The sequence below is a fragment of the Flavobacterium sp. LK-23 genome (genome assembly GCF_058135255.1).
In genome coordinates, this window is the sequence record NZ_JBYUVT010000008.1 from 37,546 (window position 1) to 53,474 (window position 15,929).

The following is a 15,929-nucleotide window of genomic DNA, read 5'->3' on the forward strand; positions in this document are numbered from 1 at the left end:
ATTAATTCTTTTTATAAAATGATTGTGAGAAGTTATATTTGAAAGAAAACTGCAACTTGTTTATAGAAGTGCTCCATCCATCGTTAAAATTTTCACGATTACCCCACTGAAACTCCACTCCTACCATACAGTTTTTAACGGGCGTATATAAAAGATTTCCTAATATATATTGTCCCTTTTTAAAAGCATCGTCTGTCTGTCCGTCTGAATTATCGATATCAATCATAGAATATCCTATTGCGGTACTAAATTTTTCGCTCCAAGTATGATCTAAAAAAGCTACAACACCAATTAAAGGGAGCGTAACACCTTTTACAGGCGTTACCGGATTACCAAAATTGTTTTGAATACCAATATCGACTGGAGCGTCGTTCATGTAGTTTTGTATTCCTTCTCCGTACACAACCTGTCCTCTAAAAACATCATTTTTACTAAAATTGATGTTTGTGCTTAAATTAAGCCCCCAGCCTACAGCATCTCCAGACAAATCATACTGATCATTATTCAGATCTTTCCATTCAATTTTTCTTACGATACCTGCTAATTCCACATAACCCCATTTTGTTCCAACATGATATTCTGCTGAAAGATCTGGCAATGGAAATCTCGCTTTTACATCTTGCAGTTCCACACGATTGGCATAATCTCCCTGATCGGCACTTGCTCCGGGTCTTTCTAATGCAATGGTTAAACGGGTATCGCCTTGAATTGGCATATAGCGTATTTGTATATTTCTAAAAAACACCATTCCAGTTGGTCCCCAATATTCTAGCGAATTTGGGAATACGCCAATATCCATAAAAGGGCTCCAGGTTTGTCCTGCTCCAAATTTTCCTAACTCCGCATAGGCATGACGCAAACGAAAAGTAGTTTGTCCAGCATCGACACCCGTACCGAACAATTCAAACTCAAACTGTGTTTTTAATTCGCCAATTCCTGTATCAAAGTAATTTTTAAAACCTAATCTGGTCTGGCGTACAGAGGCGTAGTAACTGCCATCTGGTCCGTATTGATTTTCGAAGGCTGGCAGTTTGGTAGGCCTCACCACATCGTACCAATCTGGCTGTATCTGATTGAAATTATAACCAATATCGGTCATAATAAAACCGTAAATTTCCATGCTTTTATTCCCCTCATCTTGAGCTTGGGCAAAAGTTGTTATGAGAAAACAAATTATAATGGCCAGATGCTTCATCTTCGCCATTTGCAAAAACTTTTTTTTCATAATGATTATAGTTTGTTTAGTATGGATACAACCTTAATCTGATTTTTGCAGTCCTGGCTTAAAATAAAAATCACATTATTTTAAAAAATCGATATTGTCAGTACAATTTTTTTTCGCCTCAAAATCTTTTATCTGATCCTAAAAGTTTTAACGTAGAATGCAAAAACTCCAACCTTAATAATACAGTCTTTTTTTGTTAAAAAAAGAGAACAAACGCATTTACTACCTGATTGTCAAACAAATGTAATTAATACAAATGCACCATTAGAGTTATTAACGGTTACATTTAACGGTTAAATTATCAGATAAATAATACTAACATGTTAAATATTTTCATAAATTTATAACTTCATAACTATTAGGTCTTTAACATTTTTATACGCCTCAGTGACTTTTTTTTGACATTAATAATTTTTAATAATTTATTATGGAGTCTATAAAAAAAATCCCCACGGATAAAATCTATAATGAGCTGGAAAATGTTTTAAAATTTTATTCTTTTAAGAACTCTACACTTTTAAGCAATTTTCTACGCTATATTGTCACAGAAACTGTAGATGAAAGGCAGAAGCATATTAAAGAATATTCTATAGCTGTAAATGCATTAAGCAGACCTTCCCATTTTAATCCTCATGATGATGCAATGGTTCGCATTCATGCAGGCCGATTACGAAAACTACTTAATGAATATTATTCTTCTGAAGGAAAAGATAATTCGGTTATTATACACGTTCCAAAAGGCGGCTATATTCCTGAATTTATTCATAACGACAAAAAGAAACACGTTGAGGTTCCTATCAGCATTAATAAAACAAATCCAGTTATTACGGTTTTCCCTTTTAAATCATCTGTTGAGAGACCCGATTTACAAACTTTTGCCAAAATTCTATCTGACGAAATAAGCGCAGAACTCTCAAGATTTCAGGATATATCAGTAATTGGTCATTTTTCTTCCGATGTCATTTCGAAAATTAATGAAAATGTTCTTGAAGCGGCCAGTGTACTTGGAGCCGATTTTATTATTACCGGTCACGTTCAGGTTATTGGCAGCAAACTGCAACTACGTGTAAATCTAGTAGATTCATCTTCTGGAAAATACTTATTAACTCAATTGTTTACACCAGCCACTGTCGATGATGGCATTAAAATTCAAAATGAAATTGTAAAAGATATTGTATCTGCTATAGGTGGTTATTATGGCAGTATTTTTAAAGAAATTGCGAAGACTGCACCTTCCAAAATATCAAACAACGCTGCTATTTTAAAAGCGATTTGCAGCTATCATGAGTATCAATGTTCTTTTTCTATAGAAAATTATGCTAATGCATTATCCAGTTTAACTGATGCAGTAGAATTAGCTCCAAACCATGCTCTTACCTGGGCCATGCTGGGCGAAATTCATCTGGCTTCTTTAGGTCTAGGAATAGACAATTCGAAAAAAAATATTGAAAAAAGCAGCCATTGTGTCTCGAAGGCTTTAAATATAGATCCGCACTGTCAGCAGGCTTGGTATGCGCAGGCACTAATACATTGTTTTAGAAAAGATCAGGACAATTGTCTTTATGCAGCAGAGCAATGTATCAAGATGAATCCAAATTCATCGGGTATTGCTTCAGGAATAGGCTGTATGCTAATTTTTGCCGGTTACTTTGAGAAAGGCTTTAATTTATTAGAGAATGCCAGTCGGCTAAATCTTTCACATCCATGGTGGATTAATATTGGCTATTGGTATTACTACATGCATAAAAAAGAGTATCAAAAAATGCTGTACTGGGCAGAGAAAATGGATTTTAACGAAACCATTTGGGATCCTTTGCTAAAAGCAGTTTCTCTATCGCTGCTCAATGAAGAAGCTGCCGCAAAAATACATTTAAACAACCTTGTAGAACTACAACCTCTAATTGCGACTGAAATAAAGGAAATCCTTTCCAACTTTATGTTCTCTGATGAAATCGTATTCAGGATTGTAAACAGCTTGAAAAGAATTGGTTTAAAAGATGAGGTTTGATTTTTTTATAAAACAAAGCCACTTTATAGTAATAAAGTCCTATAAATTGTAATAGAAAAACCGTCGCATATATTGCGCGCGCTCACTAAGCCACTTTCTTTACTACGCGTTTTTTCTTCTCTAATAATTTAAGATGATTTTCGGCGCACAAAATTTTCTCGGTCGTGCCGTTCTTTTGTATTTCGATAAGATAATGAAAATCTCTTTCTTTTGAAGTTGATTTTATTATAAGCCCCTTTTTAAAATCCATTTTTCTTTCGATAATGGTTCCCTTGTAAGATCTCCCACTCAATGCTGTGTAGGAAACATCTTGTCCTTTTACAAATTTCATTGTTTTAGCCTTTTGTTCCTAATATTTGCTAACACTTCTAAATTTGAAAAACCAATGTTAAGGGGGGAAATCAGTTTTTCTATTTCGGCGAATGTATAAAGTTTTGACAATTTACAACCCCGTATTTATACCTGTTTTTTGAATATTAAATATAATTAATTTTTTAATGTAAAAATTATCTTCTAAAAAAAAATTGATACAATTTAGAACAGCTTCTTTTACTTCTTTTTTAGCATGAATTCCTAGTTTTGAAAGAATGAATTTTTGTTTCAAAAACAACTAAAAAAAGGGCAAAATGGTACAGGAAAGAGTGATGGAGAAGTTGGCAATTTTAGCAGATGCCGCAAAATATGATGTTTCTTGCTCATCGGGACAAAGCACGCGAAAAAATAAAAATAAGGGATTAGGAGATACTGGAGGCGGAATCTGTCATGCTTTTACAGAAGACGGGCGCTGTGTTTCTCTTCTAAAAATTCTTCTTACCAATCATTGCATTTTTGATTGTGCATATTGTGTAAGCCGAAAAAGCAACGACATCAAACGGGCTGCTTTTACCTTACAAGAAGTTGTAGACTTAACAATTGGTTTTTACAGAAGAAATTATATTGAAGGCCTATTTCTTAGTTCTGGAATTTTTGACAATGCAGATTATACGATGGAACGTCTGGTTAGAATTGTCAAAAAACTTAGATTGGAAGAAAATTTTAATGGCTATATTCATCTAAAAGCAATTCCAGGTGCCAGCGAAGAATTACTAAAAGAAGCTGGATTATACGCCGACCGTTTGAGTGTCAATGTCGAAATGCCTACAGAACAAAGCCTCAAATTACTTGCTCCAGACAAAAATCATAAAGATGTGATTAAACCAATGCAATATCTAAAAAATGAGATTATTGGTTATCAGGAAGAGAAAAAAACGAATTATAAAACACCGCTTTTTGCTCCTGCTGGACAAAGCACTCAAATGGTAATTGGCGCAACAAAAGAAAATGATCTGGAAATTCTTGGAATGGCCAATTACTTTTACGAACAAATGAAAATGCGTCGGGTCTATTATTCTGGCTATGTACCAATAAGCTACGACAACAGGCTTCCTGCAATTGGAACTCCTGTACCTATGATTCGCGAAAATCGTTTATACCAAGCCGATTGGCTCATTCGCTATTATGGATTTAATGTAAATGAAATTGTTGGTTTTGACCAACCGAATCTTGACTTGGATATTGATCCAAAATTAGGATGGGCTTTGCGAAATCTTCATCAGTTTCCTGTTGATATTAATACGGCCGATTTAGAAATGATTCAACGTATTCCGGGAATAGGTTTTTTGGGCGCGAAAAAGATTGTTGCAGCTAGAACTTTCAAAAAATTACAACCTGATGATTTAAAGAAACTTGGCATTTCGTACAGCAGATCCAAGTATTTTTTAGCTTTCTCTTCGCCTTTTTATTTACAAAAAGACTTGACCCCGATTCAAATAAAAAATCAGATTTTGAATTTGCAAAACAGTAAATACAAGAATAATTTTTCGAACCAGCTTGCTTTATTTTAATTCAAATGACACAAATTCTTTATGATGGAAGTTATGAAGGCTGGCTTACAGCTATTTTTGAAATCTACGAGTACAAACTTAAAGATGTTGTTTTTGCCAAAGAAGAGATTTCAAACACTTTGCTTTTCTCCAATACACATTCTGTAACAACTGATGAGGTAAAAGCTAATCGGGTTTTGAATGGTTTGCAGGAACGTCTTTCTCATCATGGCTTCAACAATCTTTATTTTGCTTTTTTATCTGAATTGGATCAAATTGAAGAAATTTTGTTCCGATTTGCAGCCTATGTTTTTGCAAGTAAAATTAATATTGAAGGAGATTTAAGCCGAAGTGAAGTTTTGAATGTAAAAAAAGCAGCACACTTAACAGGAAAAGAAAGTCATAGAATGAAAGCCTTTGTTCGTTTTAAACTAACAAAAGACGGATTATATTATGCCATAATAGAACCAGATTGCGACGTTTTACCACTTATCGAACAGCATTTTAAAAACCGTTACGCCGACCAGCGCTGGCTGATTTACGATTCTAAACGCAAATACGGAATTTATTACGACCTTGAAAATGTTTCTACGGTCGAAATGCAATTTGAGTCAAATCCGTCCTCTAGTTTTCTAGCGGAAATCAACGATGAAAACGAAGAATTTTTCGAGAATTTATGGCGTAATTATTTCAAAAGTGTCAATATCGAATCTAGAAAAAACACCAAACTTCATATCAAACACATGCCAAAACGATATTGGAAAAACCTGACGGAGAAAATACCAAACCTCAACAAAAGATAATGTCGCCTAAGCTATTAGTCAAAATCAAAAAATTACTCTTTAACACATAGAAACATAGATAAACTGTGCATTTAAATTAGTGAAGCGCCTTTTTTTTAAGTCTCCAAAAACTATGTTTCTATGTATTAAATACTTCAAATAGAGTGTTATTATTTGCTTTTCTTAAGCGCGTCCAACAACTCTACCATATCTACCACAGCATAAGTTGAGCAATAATCTGATACGGCATAAGGCAAAATTAAGCTGTTGTTATGAATAATCGCTCCACAAGAATATACTACATTAGGAACATAACCTTCCCTCTCGTCTTCCAAAGGAGAAAGCAACGGTTCTGTCAATCTTCCTATTTCTTTAGACGGATCATCCAGATCAAACAACGAAGCGCCAATACAATAGCGTCGCATTGTACCCACTCCATGCGTGATAACAAGCCAGCCTTCTTCTGTCCATAATGGAGAACCGCAATTTCCTATTTGAGTCAATTCCCAAGTAAATTTAGGTTTTTGCAATAAGATTGGTGTATTCCATTGTGTGACACGCTCAGAATACATAATGTAATTATTAACGCCATCAATTCTTGCCAGCATAGCATACTTTCCTTTTATTTTTCGAGGAAATAATGCCAGATTTTTGTTCTGTGCGCCTTCTCCATGCAATGGCATAACTCTAAAACTATAAAAATCTTCGGTAGAAATTAATTTAGGAAGAATGGTGTGTCCGTTATAAGCCGTATAGGTTGCCATAACTCTAGCCGAACCATTGTCGTCAACAAAACGTACAAAACGGGCATCTTCTATTCCGCGGCTCTCAGAATCAGAAATTGGGAATATGACACGTTCTGTAATATCAGAGTCATGCTTAAACTGCAAATCGTAAAAAGAATTGGCCAGCCACAAAATTTCTTCCAGTGCCACTTTTCTTTCTTCGCGAATTAAAGGATCTTTTAAAGCTTCAACCAGCATATTTTTAAGAATAGCAAATTCAAATTCTTCTGGAAGATCTTGCATAATCTGAGCGATATATTTATCAGTAGTATGCATTTCATACAATTTGCTCAAAAATCGCTCTTTATTAAACAGCGTTTTATGCTCAATTTCTGCCTTATCAATATGATTTCCTATTTTCATGATATGCAGATTATTATCGCGATCTAAAATTGCTCTTCTAAAAACAATCGACGAAATATGTCCTTCTCCAGTTGCACGAAAAGAAATAATAACGCGTTTCTCTCCTGCCTCTAATCCCGTTTGATCAAAATCTTCTACAATTGAAGGATTAAAAATCGCCGCCGATTCTATGGCATATTCCATTGTGCAATACGAACCAATGAGCATTTTTCGATCTAGCGACATCGCTTCATAATCGATTTGCATTCCTTCTATTATAGGTCTGATTCTTTCGCAGTGTCTAAAGAATACTGCCGAAATATTTCGATGTCTTCGGGCAAATTCCCTAAGCGTCTGTTCCAAAGTCTGCAACACCTCCTTTTCGTCTAGCATCATAATCCGAAGTACCATTTGTTGGGTTCTTTCCTGCCCATTCATAAAATATCGGGCAACAACTCTTTTGGAATCTGGTAATAGTTTTATATTTTTTCGGACTACGGATACTCGCATAATTGGAAATTTTATGATAAAGAATTATTTATTTCCAACAAGTTAGTGATTTTTGTTAAAGTAAAAAACTTAATTTTTTATTAAAACTTAGAATTAGCCTATAATACTAGGTTCTTTTATACCGATTTCATCAAAAGTTTTTTCATAAATTCGTCTCTGGACATCCAACTTAAAACAATGAAGAATAAAGTTAAATTTTTGAGAGAAGAGAAAAACATGACTCAAAATGAACTTGCCGAAAAATCGGGTCTTTCATTGCGAACCATTCAGCGAATTGAAGCTGGAAATATTCTGAAAGGCTTTACCTTAAAAACAATTGCCGAAGCTCTAGAAACCAATCCAGAAAATCTCATCATCAAAAAGGAAAATATCCAAATCGAAAGAGCCAAACTCATTAACCTTTCTGTTTTATCTGGACTTATTATTCCGTTTGGAAGCGTTATTTTTCCTTTAGTTTTAACCTATAAAACACAAGATGCAACAAATAAAGAAATAGGAAAACAAATTGTAAGCCTTCAAATTGTTTTAAGTCTTATTCTTTCGGTTTTAATGATTGTGAGTCCGTTTATTCAACGTTTATTTACTTTCAAATTTCCGCTTTTCATCATTCCTTTAATTGCCTTTCTTAGCATAAAATTTCTGATCGTTATTTTGAACGGAATCAGTTTAAACCAAAAACAAGAATTAGCTATAAAACTGAAAAACAAATTCTTATAATACAAGTCATAAAAATGGCGTAAAACTGTCGTATTGTTTTTGCAAGAAAATCGGAATCGAAACCCGAATCTTGCAGAAAAAATAAACCATGAAAGTATTTAAGAAAATTGCAACCGTATTTTTAATTGTTATTGTTTTATTCTTGTTGGGAGGATATTTTTATTTTCAAAAGAAATTCACTCCGCCAGAGAACTATTTGAAGGTTTCGGGAATTGTAGAAAATATTCCGACAAAATGGATTTCGAGCGACGGAAATTCTCATTCTGCTTTGCTTTTGCCCATAAAAGTAAACGGAATAAACCACACTTTTTACATGCAATTTGATTCAGGTTCTGCTGTTACTGTGTTCTATAAAAAATCATTGGAATCTATTGCTCAAAAATTTCACAATCAGATTACAATTGATGCTGCAAACAATTTCATTTCGACTGCTTTTACAATCGGAAATATGAAAGTTGCATCCAATACTTTTGAAGTTTTAAATTATGGCGAAAAAATCAATTTTGATGATTCAAAGGCTGAAAATATAATTGGAACAATTGGAACCGATTTATTAGAAAAACGAATTACGATTTTAGATTTCAAAAACAATCAATTTTCCTTCATCGAAAAAATTAAAGAAGATGATTTTTCCAATTTCGAATTTAAAAAGCGTAAAATTTTAATTCCATCAAATATCGAAAATGAAAAACTAAAACTGCTGTACGATTCAGGAACTAGTGGTTACGAACTGATAACGACAAAAGAAATTTGGCAGCAATACCGTAATAAAAACAGTGCTGTAAAAACCGAAAAAGGAAATTCGTGGGGAAATACTTTGAGCATTTACTCTGCTTCTGCGAAAAAGAAAATACAATTTGACAAAGTGATTTTAGACCTCTCTGAAGTTACGCATATAGAAGGCACTTCAGACCTTCAAAAATTCTTAATGAAGCGTTCGGGAATGCAAGGAATGATTGGCAACAAACTATTCCTGAACCACAAATTGATTCTGGATTGCAGAAACGAAAAATTTAAATTGAAATAAAAAGTAAAAATCTACAATAAAAAATGGTTTAAAGAATTGATTTTGATGATATTTTTGACATTTTCGATAAAAGTTTCCGTGTCTTTGATTTCTTGTTTTATCAATTGATGATGATCAGATAAATCGTGCTGTTCCATCATATCTTTTTTTAAATATTTAATCATTGATTCTAGACTTCGCGTATCGCTTTGATTTTGTTTTTTTAATTCGCGCTGTTTGCTTTCCAAGTATTTTAAAGTCTCTTTTAACTTCTGAACGTTTAATTTCACCAACCTATTCTTTTAATAATTATAAAAACAATAGCTGGAAATGCGACAAAATTCAATATGCTCCAAAAACCAATACCATTTGAATTCAACTCCGTTCCCAGCCATTGTTATTGGTACTTACGAACAAATTGATTTTTTGGATTTAGAAATTTTCTTATTTTTTTACTAATTTTTAAATCAAGAAAATAAACAATTGAATTACAAATATTTAAATTAAAAATATGAATGAATTATTTTTAATTTTAATCAAAACAGAAAAGAATGAATGTGATTACAAATCATTTTTACCATTAAAAAACACAACTTTCAGAATCTCAAAACATTAGTAAAAAACATCTAAAATTGTGAATATCTATTTGAAGATTTAACTATTTATTTTGCAGTAAGATTTATCTTTGGCATCCTTAAAATTAAAAAAGAGATGAGCGCAACTTGGTACGAATGCAAAGTAAAATATAGAAAGACAGATGAAACTGGAGGACAAAAAGTTTTAACAGAGCCTTATTTGGTTGATGCTTTGTCTTATACAGAAGCTGAAAAGAGAATGACTGAAGAAATGGCCGCGTATACGAGTGAAGAATTTAAAATCACGGCTATCAAAGTGGCAAATTATGCCGAAATTCATCCTTTTGAGAATGCAGACAGATGGTTTAAATCTAAAATCACTTTAATTGCCTATGATGAAGAAAGTGGTAAGGAAAGAAAAACAAGCATGTATATGCTAGTTCAGGCAAATGATGTTCGCGAAGCCTTTGACAATACCCTTCACATCATGAAAAATACAATGGGCGAGTATTCTATTCCGGCCATTTCAGAAACGGCAATTATGGATGTTTTTCCTTATTTCAGCGGTGAAGAAGGCGAATCAGAAATGTTGGAAAGATTCAATGCTTTGAAAGCGTCTAAGCCAGAAAAACCTGAGACCGAAATGATCGATCACATGGAATTTGAAACGGCTGTTGAGGAGTAATATCCTAAAATGCATAAAAAAAACGAAAAGCTTCAGAATGGTCTGAAGCTTTTTTTATTTTAGACTATTTCAATAAAGCATTTTTGCCAATGGCGTTACTGCCGAAGCCGATTTTGGCAGTAAAGACGTAAGCGCATCAAATTGTGTTGGACTTATATTCTTTTTCATTTTGGCTATAAAAGACTCTCTAGTGTTAGTCATTTTAGAAGTATAACCTGCTTTGTCAGTAGCCATTGTAGGCAAAATGTTTTTCTTTTTATTTAGCGTTTCATTTACCAACGAATTTACAATCGGTTTTTGAGCATCGGTTAATTTCAATTTTGGAGACAGTACGCCCATAACCTGATTTGCGACACTAGCAACATCAAAAGCAGGTACTGCTGTTGTCGATGCCTTACTGGCTGCTTTTGTCACGTCTCCTATGCTTTGTGCATTTGCAAATGAAATTGTCCCTAAAAAGACAGCTAAAATCAATAATTTCTTTTTCATGGTATTTTCTTTTAAAGTTATTTGCTTGATACTAAAGGTAATAAAAATGTGAATTCATTTGATATTTTAAAACCATAAACATCTAAAAGTCTGTGCTTTATACTATTTCAGCAAGAAACATTGCAAATCTTCATAAATCAAAATAAGTCCTATCTTAGCTACAGAATTGCGCGTTGATTTAAAACCACTTACAGCACCAAAGTCAAAAAAACCTAAGAAACCAGAATCTATATGACCAAAAGAAACCTAATTTTATTCGGATTTATAGTTTTAAAATTTATCCTGCAATATGTTTTAGTCAGTTCCGAATACGATTTGCAGCGCGACGAATATCTGCATTTGGATCAAGCAAATCATTTGGCTTGGGGATATTTGTCTGTTCCGCCGCTTACCTCTTGGTTTTCGTATCTTATTCTGCTGCTTGGAAATTCGGTTTTCTGGATTAAGTTCTTTCCTGCTCTATTTGGCGCTTTGACCCTTTTGATTGTCTGGAAAGCTATCGAACTTTTAAAAGGCAATCTTTACGCGTTAATTCTCGGTGCTTTATGTGTTTTGTTTTCATGTTTATTGCGTTTAAATATGCTTTATCAGCCAAACTCATTTGATGTTTTATGCTGGACTGCATTTTATTATTTTCTCATACAATATCTTACTTCAGAAAATAAAAAATGGTTTTATTGGGCAGGCGTAATTTTCGCTTTAGGTTTCTTGAACAAATACAATATCGTGTTTTTATTACTCGGATTAATTCCTGCTATTTTAATTTCTAAACAGCGAAAAATACTCGCAAAAAAAGAATTCTACTTTGCTCTGATTTTAGGATTAATTCTAATTCTTCCTAACCTTTATTGGCAATACAGCAATCATTTTCCAATTGTGCATCACATGAAGGAATTGGCAGAAACGCAATTGGTTAATGTTGATTTAGGTGATTTTGTAAAAGATCAAATTCTATTTTTTATTGGCGGATTATTGGTTATTTTGACTGGACTTTTTGCCGTTTTATTCTATAAACCTTTTCAAAAATACAGGCTCTTTTTTACCTCTTTCGTTTTTACGATGCTCATCTTTATTTACTTTAAAGCAAAATCGTATTATGTAATTGGCTTATATCCTATTTATATTGCTTTTGGCTCTGTTTTTCTATCTCAAATTTTAAATCAAGGATGGAAACGATATTTAAAATCTTTATTTATAGCGCTGCCCTTATTATTTTTTATTCCGATGTACGAAATGGCTTTTCCAAATAAAAGTCCAGAATATATGGTGGCGCATTCGGAGAAATACAAAAAAATGGGAATGCTGCGCTGGGAAGACGGAAAAGATCATCATCTGCCTCAAGATTTTGCCGATATGTTAGGCTGGAAAGAATTGGCCAGAAAAACAGATTCGCTTTACGCTTTACTGCCTAATCAGAAAGAAACTATTGTACTCTGCGATAATTACGGACAAGCCGGAGCTATTAATTATTATTCTAAAAAAGGAATCAAAGCCGTTTCTTTCAATGCCGATTATCTGAACTGGTTTGATCTTAGCATTCCATACAAAAACCTTATTCGCGTTAAAGAGTATGACGAAAACAATGAAGAACTTAAAGAAACCAGTCCGTATTTTGAAACGGCGACAATTGGCGGTCAAATAACCAATCAATATGCGAGAGAATACGGAGCTACGATTTTTGTTTTCACGAATGCTAAAATCGATATCAATAAAAGATTAGAACAAGAAATCAACGAAGAAAAAAACGATATCATAAATGATTAATTTCAAAAACCTATCATATTTAGAAACTGGAAATCTTAAACAGCAAGCCGCATTTCATGTTTTGACTAAACATCAAGTTTTGGAAAACCTTGCTGAGTTTGATCCTATTTTGGTTGGAACGATTCCGATAAATATTGATATTGAAAATAGCGATTTGGATATTGCCTGTTACTGGAAAAGAAAAGCTGATTTCGCTGAAAGAATTAAATCTTTATTTGAAAAAGAAAGCAATTTTACCATTCAAGAAATCGTGATTGATAACCAGGAATCTGTTGTGGCAAATTTTTTTATTGAGACTTTTGAAATAGAAATCTTTGGACAAAATATCCCGACCGAACTTCAAAATGGTTACAAACATATGCTCATTGAGCACCAAATTCTGAGCTCAAAAGACGAAAACTTTAGATTGGAGATCATAAAACTGAAAGAAAGTGGCATAAAAACCGAACCAGCATTTGGCTTGCTATTAGGCTTAAACGGAAACGTTTACCAAGAATTACTGGATTTTAAATTATAAGAAAAACCGTCTTTTCTAAAAATTATAAAAAATAAAGTACTAAAATTGTTTGCATAACCGCATTTAGTGTGTATCTTTGCACCCGAAACATCGCGGGATAGAGCAGTAGGCAGCTCGTCGGGCTCATAACCCGAAGGTCACAGGTTCGAGTCCTGTTCCCGCTACTAAGCAAAACACCACTTGAAAAAGTTGGTGTTTTTTTTATTCAAAATTTTAACAGCTCGTCGGACTCATATCCGCCGCGGCGGACACAGGTTCGAGTCCTGTTCCCGCTACTAAGATAAAGCTTCAGAGAAATCTGGAGCTTTTTATTCTAAACTTTAATTGAAACTTTATCTTCGTTGTCTTCACGAGCGGAACGCTCGCGCTAGCAGGAATTGGAGTAATGTTTTAGGGACGAACAGGAATTTCTTCTTGCAAGTCATTTATAAACTCTTCAAAGCTATTGGCTACTAATTCAAAAACATCATTTTTTGTTTTCCACTCCATTTCCATTTGATATAGTAAAATTTTATCCATCGATTCTTCATCAAATGACACACAAAATACCCAGCCTCCATTATCAATAGCAAAGGGCAACTTTTTTCCCAAACCTTCTTCTTTGAATTCTTTAATAAAATCGTACATCATCCTATAAGTTATGAATTGTGAAATCTCAAACAACTTTCCATCATTACTTATAAACTTATTTTCCTTTACCGACAAATCAGCATATTCTGAAATAAAATCTTTAATGTTATCAGGTATTTTGATACCAACTTCATTTTCAATTCTAATATATTGATGTGGTAAAAACCTATCACCCAAAGTTAACTTTCTCATTTTTTTTAATCACTAATTTTCGAATAATCCTTTTCTAATTGAGCCATTACAACAGAATATCCCCTGCTCCGCATAATCTTCTTCATTAGTACTGCACAAATGTCTCTGACTTTGCCCCTGCTCCGCAAAGTCTTCTTCATTAGTGCTGCGCAAATGTCTCTGACTTTGCGCTACTCAAAACAAATATATCTAAAAAACATAAGCGTCTCAAAGTCTCCGACTTTAGAACAAAACTCCTAACAAGAGACAAACAAAAAAAGTCAGCAGACTTTTGAGACGTTTTTGTATTCAATATGAGGAAAAAAATGCGCAAAGTCAGAGACATTTGCGCAGCTTTTTATGAGGAACTCTTCGGAGATTGGACTAGCTATTTCATTAGCAATTTATATTTTAATTTAGCATCATTATCTTCTGGCTCTTTTTCAATGTATAACTTTAGATATTCAATCGCTTGCTTTTTTTGACCTGAAAACCTATATGCCTCACTTATATAATAATAGCCATAGGTGGAGTCTGGAAAAAGGTGATTATTTAGCTTAAATAAATCTATTGCCTGATTCGTCTTTTTTTCGAACAATAGCTTACAACCATATCTTTCAATAAGATTTTCTCTTAATGAATACTTCTTCGAATTGCGTTCTACTTCTCTAATTCCAGCTTCATAACCTTTATTGCATACTATCTTAATTATATCTTTAGTATAAAAAAAATTATCAATTGATGGTGCTGAACCCATTAATTGTTTTTTAATTAGATTACTTACTTCCCAATAATTTTCGACTTCTCCATTTGTTAGAATAACAACAGTATAGCCCAAATCCGGATAAATCATTAGTTCACAAGCAATACCATCATGCCCACCGGTATGTCCAAAAATTCGGTGCCCGTTTATTTTGTTTTCTTCAAACCCATACCCGTACATTCCTTCTCTATACTTCACTTTACCCGATGTACAAAGAGCAATATTTTCTTTACTAAGCAAACGACCGTTTTGTAAAGCATTGGCAAAACTCAGCAAATCGTCAACTGTTGAATAGCCGCCACCAGCAGGAGTTCCTTTTGCTAAATTTACGAAAATATTATTTTTCCATTGCCCTGGTTCTTCCAATGACATTGTATAGCCAGTAGCTAAATTTGGAATAACATTATCCAATTCATAAGCATCAGTATTAATCATTTTTGAAGGTTTGTATATATATTCTTTTACGTAATCAAAATAATTTTGACCCGACACTTTTTCTATGATTAATCCTAAAACCATGTATCCAGAATTGCTATATGAGAAGCTGGTACCTGGAGCAAAGGCTAGTTTTTTATTAACAAACAACGGAAGGTAATCAGAAACCGTTTTGAATTTTTCTTTTGCAAGCCTGTCGTATTCCTCCCAAAAACTGTTCATTCCTGAAGTGTGCGTTAACAATTGGTGGATTGTTACAGAGTCGGCAACAGTTTTATTGGGATAATCTGCAAGATATTTACCTACTTTGTCTTGAAGCGAAATTTTGCCAGATTCTACCAATTGCATGATTGCTATTGCTGTAAAAATCTTGTTTATAGAAGCTAAGTTAAACTTTGTGTCTGGCTTATTTTTTATACTGTCTGGCAAATTGGCAAAACCAAATGCTTCCCTATATATTGGTTTGCCATTTTTTGCAATAAGAACAACCCCACTTAAGTTATTTTCTTTTTCAAGATTTTTTAAGTGAGATCTTATCGGATAAACTACACTTTCCAAATTTTGTGATTTGACCGCAATAGGTTGCAAAAGCGCTATAAAGAAGATCGATGTAATAAAATATATTTGACGGGTTGTCATATGGTATCATTTTTATAATTAAAG

Annotated in this window: 15 protein-coding genes and 1 tRNA gene; 9 read left to right on the forward strand and 7 right to left on the reverse strand. The window is 33.5% G+C overall.

The features are described 5' to 3' along the window. Position 1: 1 nt before the first annotated feature. On the reverse strand, positions 2–1,225 hold the full coding sequence (locus tag AC3Y25_RS13425; RefSeq protein WP_489903090.1) for a DcaP family trimeric outer membrane transporter: 1,224 nt from the start codon (positions 1,223–1,225) through the stop codon (positions 2–4). Between the two features lie 427 nt (positions 1,226–1,652). Between AC3Y25_RS13425 and AC3Y25_RS13430 the strand changes: the two genes are divergently transcribed. Then, on the forward strand, positions 1,653–3,233 hold the full coding sequence (locus AC3Y25_RS13430) for a tetratricopeptide repeat protein (RefSeq protein ID WP_489903091.1): 1,581 nt from the start codon (positions 1,653–1,655) through the stop codon (positions 3,231–3,233). Between the two features lie 85 nt (positions 3,234–3,318). Here the strand turns inward: AC3Y25_RS13430 and AC3Y25_RS13435 are convergent, their stop codons facing one another. Then, positions 3,319–3,564 carry a hypothetical protein gene (locus AC3Y25_RS13435; RefSeq protein ID WP_489903092.1) on the reverse strand — a complete coding sequence of 82 codons (246 nt, stop codon included), beginning with the start codon at positions 3,562–3,564 and terminating at the stop codon, positions 3,319–3,321. 295 nt (positions 3,565–3,859) lie between these two features. Between AC3Y25_RS13435 and AC3Y25_RS13440 the strand changes: the two genes are divergently transcribed. Both AC3Y25_RS13440 and AC3Y25_RS13445 read left to right on the forward strand, forming a co-directional pair. Further along, complete coding sequence (locus AC3Y25_RS13440; RefSeq protein ID WP_489903093.1) at positions 3,860–5,116, forward strand: putative DNA modification/repair radical SAM protein; 1,257 nt, start codon at positions 3,860–3,862, stop codon at positions 5,114–5,116. Between the two features lie 5 nt (positions 5,117–5,121). After that, positions 5,122–5,898, forward strand: a complete 777-nt coding sequence (locus AC3Y25_RS13445; protein ID WP_489903094.1) for a TIGR03915 family putative DNA repair protein — start codon at positions 5,122–5,124, stop codon at positions 5,896–5,898. Positions 5,899–6,047: 149 nt separating this feature from the next. Here AC3Y25_RS13445 and AC3Y25_RS13450 read toward each other — a convergent pair whose 3' ends face one another. Continuing rightward, entirely contained in the window at positions 6,048–7,514 is a 1,467-nt protein-coding gene (locus tag AC3Y25_RS13450; protein WP_427872359.1) for a glycoside hydrolase family 130 protein, read from the reverse strand. A gap of 177 nt (positions 7,515–7,691) precedes the next feature. Between AC3Y25_RS13450 and AC3Y25_RS13455 the strand changes: the two genes are divergently transcribed. Continuing rightward, on the forward strand, positions 7,692–8,231 hold the full coding sequence (locus AC3Y25_RS13455) for a helix-turn-helix domain-containing protein (protein ID WP_427872358.1): 540 nt from the start codon (positions 7,692–7,694) through the stop codon (positions 8,229–8,231). Positions 8,232–8,319: 88 nt separating this feature from the next. Beyond that, positions 8,320–9,258 (forward strand): hypothetical protein, encoded by a 939-nt coding sequence (locus tag AC3Y25_RS13460; protein WP_489903095.1) that lies wholly within the window; start codon positions 8,320–8,322, stop codon positions 9,256–9,258. 11 nt (positions 9,259–9,269) lie between these two features. Here the strand turns inward: AC3Y25_RS13460 and AC3Y25_RS13465 are convergent, their stop codons facing one another. After that, complete coding sequence (locus AC3Y25_RS13465) at positions 9,270–9,527, reverse strand: hypothetical protein (RefSeq protein WP_379798974.1); 258 nt, start codon at positions 9,525–9,527, stop codon at positions 9,270–9,272. 421 nt (positions 9,528–9,948) lie between these two features. Here AC3Y25_RS13465 and AC3Y25_RS13470 point away from each other — a divergent pair, with 421 nt between their 5' ends. After that, a complete protein-coding gene (locus AC3Y25_RS13470; RefSeq protein ID WP_489903096.1) occupies positions 9,949–10,497 on the forward strand; it encodes a DUF4494 domain-containing protein in 549 nt (182 codons plus the stop codon). A 69-nt stretch (positions 10,498–10,566) separates the two neighbouring features. On the opposite strand, the gene AC3Y25_RS13475 is transcribed toward AC3Y25_RS13470, so the two are convergent. Continuing rightward, positions 10,567–10,986, reverse strand: coding sequence for a hypothetical protein (locus tag AC3Y25_RS13475; RefSeq protein ID WP_489903097.1), 420 nt, complete (start codon positions 10,984–10,986; stop codon positions 10,567–10,569). A gap of 231 nt (positions 10,987–11,217) precedes the next feature. Between AC3Y25_RS13475 and AC3Y25_RS13480 the strand changes: the two genes are divergently transcribed. From AC3Y25_RS13480 to AC3Y25_RS13490, 3 genes are all read left to right on the forward strand, one after another. After that, the gene (locus AC3Y25_RS13480) at positions 11,218–12,750 is read left to right on the forward strand and encodes a glycosyltransferase family 39 protein (RefSeq protein ID WP_489903098.1); all 1,533 of its coding nucleotides are present in this window, start codon (positions 11,218–11,220) and stop codon (positions 12,748–12,750) included. Then, complete coding sequence (locus AC3Y25_RS13485) at positions 12,743–13,267, forward strand: DUF4269 domain-containing protein (RefSeq protein ID WP_489903099.1); 525 nt, start codon at positions 12,743–12,745, stop codon at positions 13,265–13,267. Before AC3Y25_RS13480 ends, AC3Y25_RS13485 begins: the two co-directional genes overlap by 8 nt. Positions 13,268–13,358: 91 nt before the next feature. Next, positions 13,359–13,431, forward strand: a tRNA-Met gene (locus AC3Y25_RS13490). Positions 13,432–13,657: 226 nt separating this feature from the next. On the opposite strand, the gene AC3Y25_RS13495 is transcribed toward AC3Y25_RS13490, so the two are convergent. Further along, positions 13,658–14,089, reverse strand: a complete 432-nt coding sequence (locus AC3Y25_RS13495; RefSeq protein WP_489903100.1) for an SMI1/KNR4 family protein — start codon at positions 14,087–14,089, stop codon at positions 13,658–13,660. Positions 14,090–14,456: 367 nt separating this feature from the next. Beyond that, on the reverse strand, positions 14,457–15,905 hold the full coding sequence (locus tag AC3Y25_RS13500) for a serine hydrolase domain-containing protein (protein WP_489903101.1): 1,449 nt from the start codon (positions 15,903–15,905) through the stop codon (positions 14,457–14,459). Positions 15,906–15,929: the final 24 nt, after the last annotated feature.

Bases quoted from the DNA above. Each gene is read 5' to 3' on its own strand.
- AC3Y25_RS13435 (WP_489903092.1), bottom strand. From the start codon at position 3,564: ATGAAATTTGTAAAAGGACAAGATGTTTCCTACACAGCATTGAGTGGG.
- AC3Y25_RS13445 (WP_489903094.1), top strand. From the start codon at position 5,122: ATGACACAAATTCTTTATGATGGAAGTTATGAAGGCTGGCTTACAGCT.
- AC3Y25_RS13485 (WP_489903099.1), top strand. From the start codon at position 12,743: ATGATTAATTTCAAAAACCTATCATATTTAGAAACTGGAAATCTTAAA.
- AC3Y25_RS13480 (WP_489903098.1), top strand. From the start codon at position 11,218: ATGACCAAAAGAAACCTAATTTTATTCGGATTTATAGTTTTAAAATTT.
- AC3Y25_RS13450 (WP_427872359.1), bottom strand. From the start codon at position 7,514: ATGCGAGTATCCGTAGTCCGAAAAAATATAAAACTATTACCAGATTCC.
- AC3Y25_RS13495 (WP_489903100.1), bottom strand. From the start codon at position 14,089: ATGAGAAAGTTAACTTTGGGTGATAGGTTTTTACCACATCAATATATT.
- AC3Y25_RS13425 (WP_489903090.1), bottom strand. From the start codon at position 1,225: ATGAAAAAAAAGTTTTTGCAAATGGCGAAGATGAAGCATCTGGCCATT.
- AC3Y25_RS13440 (WP_489903093.1), top strand. From the start codon at position 3,860: ATGGTACAGGAAAGAGTGATGGAGAAGTTGGCAATTTTAGCAGATGCC.
- AC3Y25_RS13430 (WP_489903091.1), top strand. From the start codon at position 1,653: ATGGAGTCTATAAAAAAAATCCCCACGGATAAAATCTATAATGAGCTG.
- AC3Y25_RS13460 (WP_489903095.1), top strand. From the start codon at position 8,320: ATGAAAGTATTTAAGAAAATTGCAACCGTATTTTTAATTGTTATTGTT.
- AC3Y25_RS13470 (WP_489903096.1), top strand. From the start codon at position 9,949: ATGAGCGCAACTTGGTACGAATGCAAAGTAAAATATAGAAAGACAGAT.
- AC3Y25_RS13475 (WP_489903097.1), bottom strand. From the start codon at position 10,986: ATGAAAAAGAAATTATTGATTTTAGCTGTCTTTTTAGGGACAATTTCA.
- AC3Y25_RS13500 (WP_489903101.1), bottom strand. From the start codon at position 15,905: ATGACAACCCGTCAAATATATTTTATTACATCGATCTTCTTTATAGCG.
- AC3Y25_RS13455 (WP_427872358.1), top strand. From the start codon at position 7,692: ATGAAGAATAAAGTTAAATTTTTGAGAGAAGAGAAAAACATGACTCAA.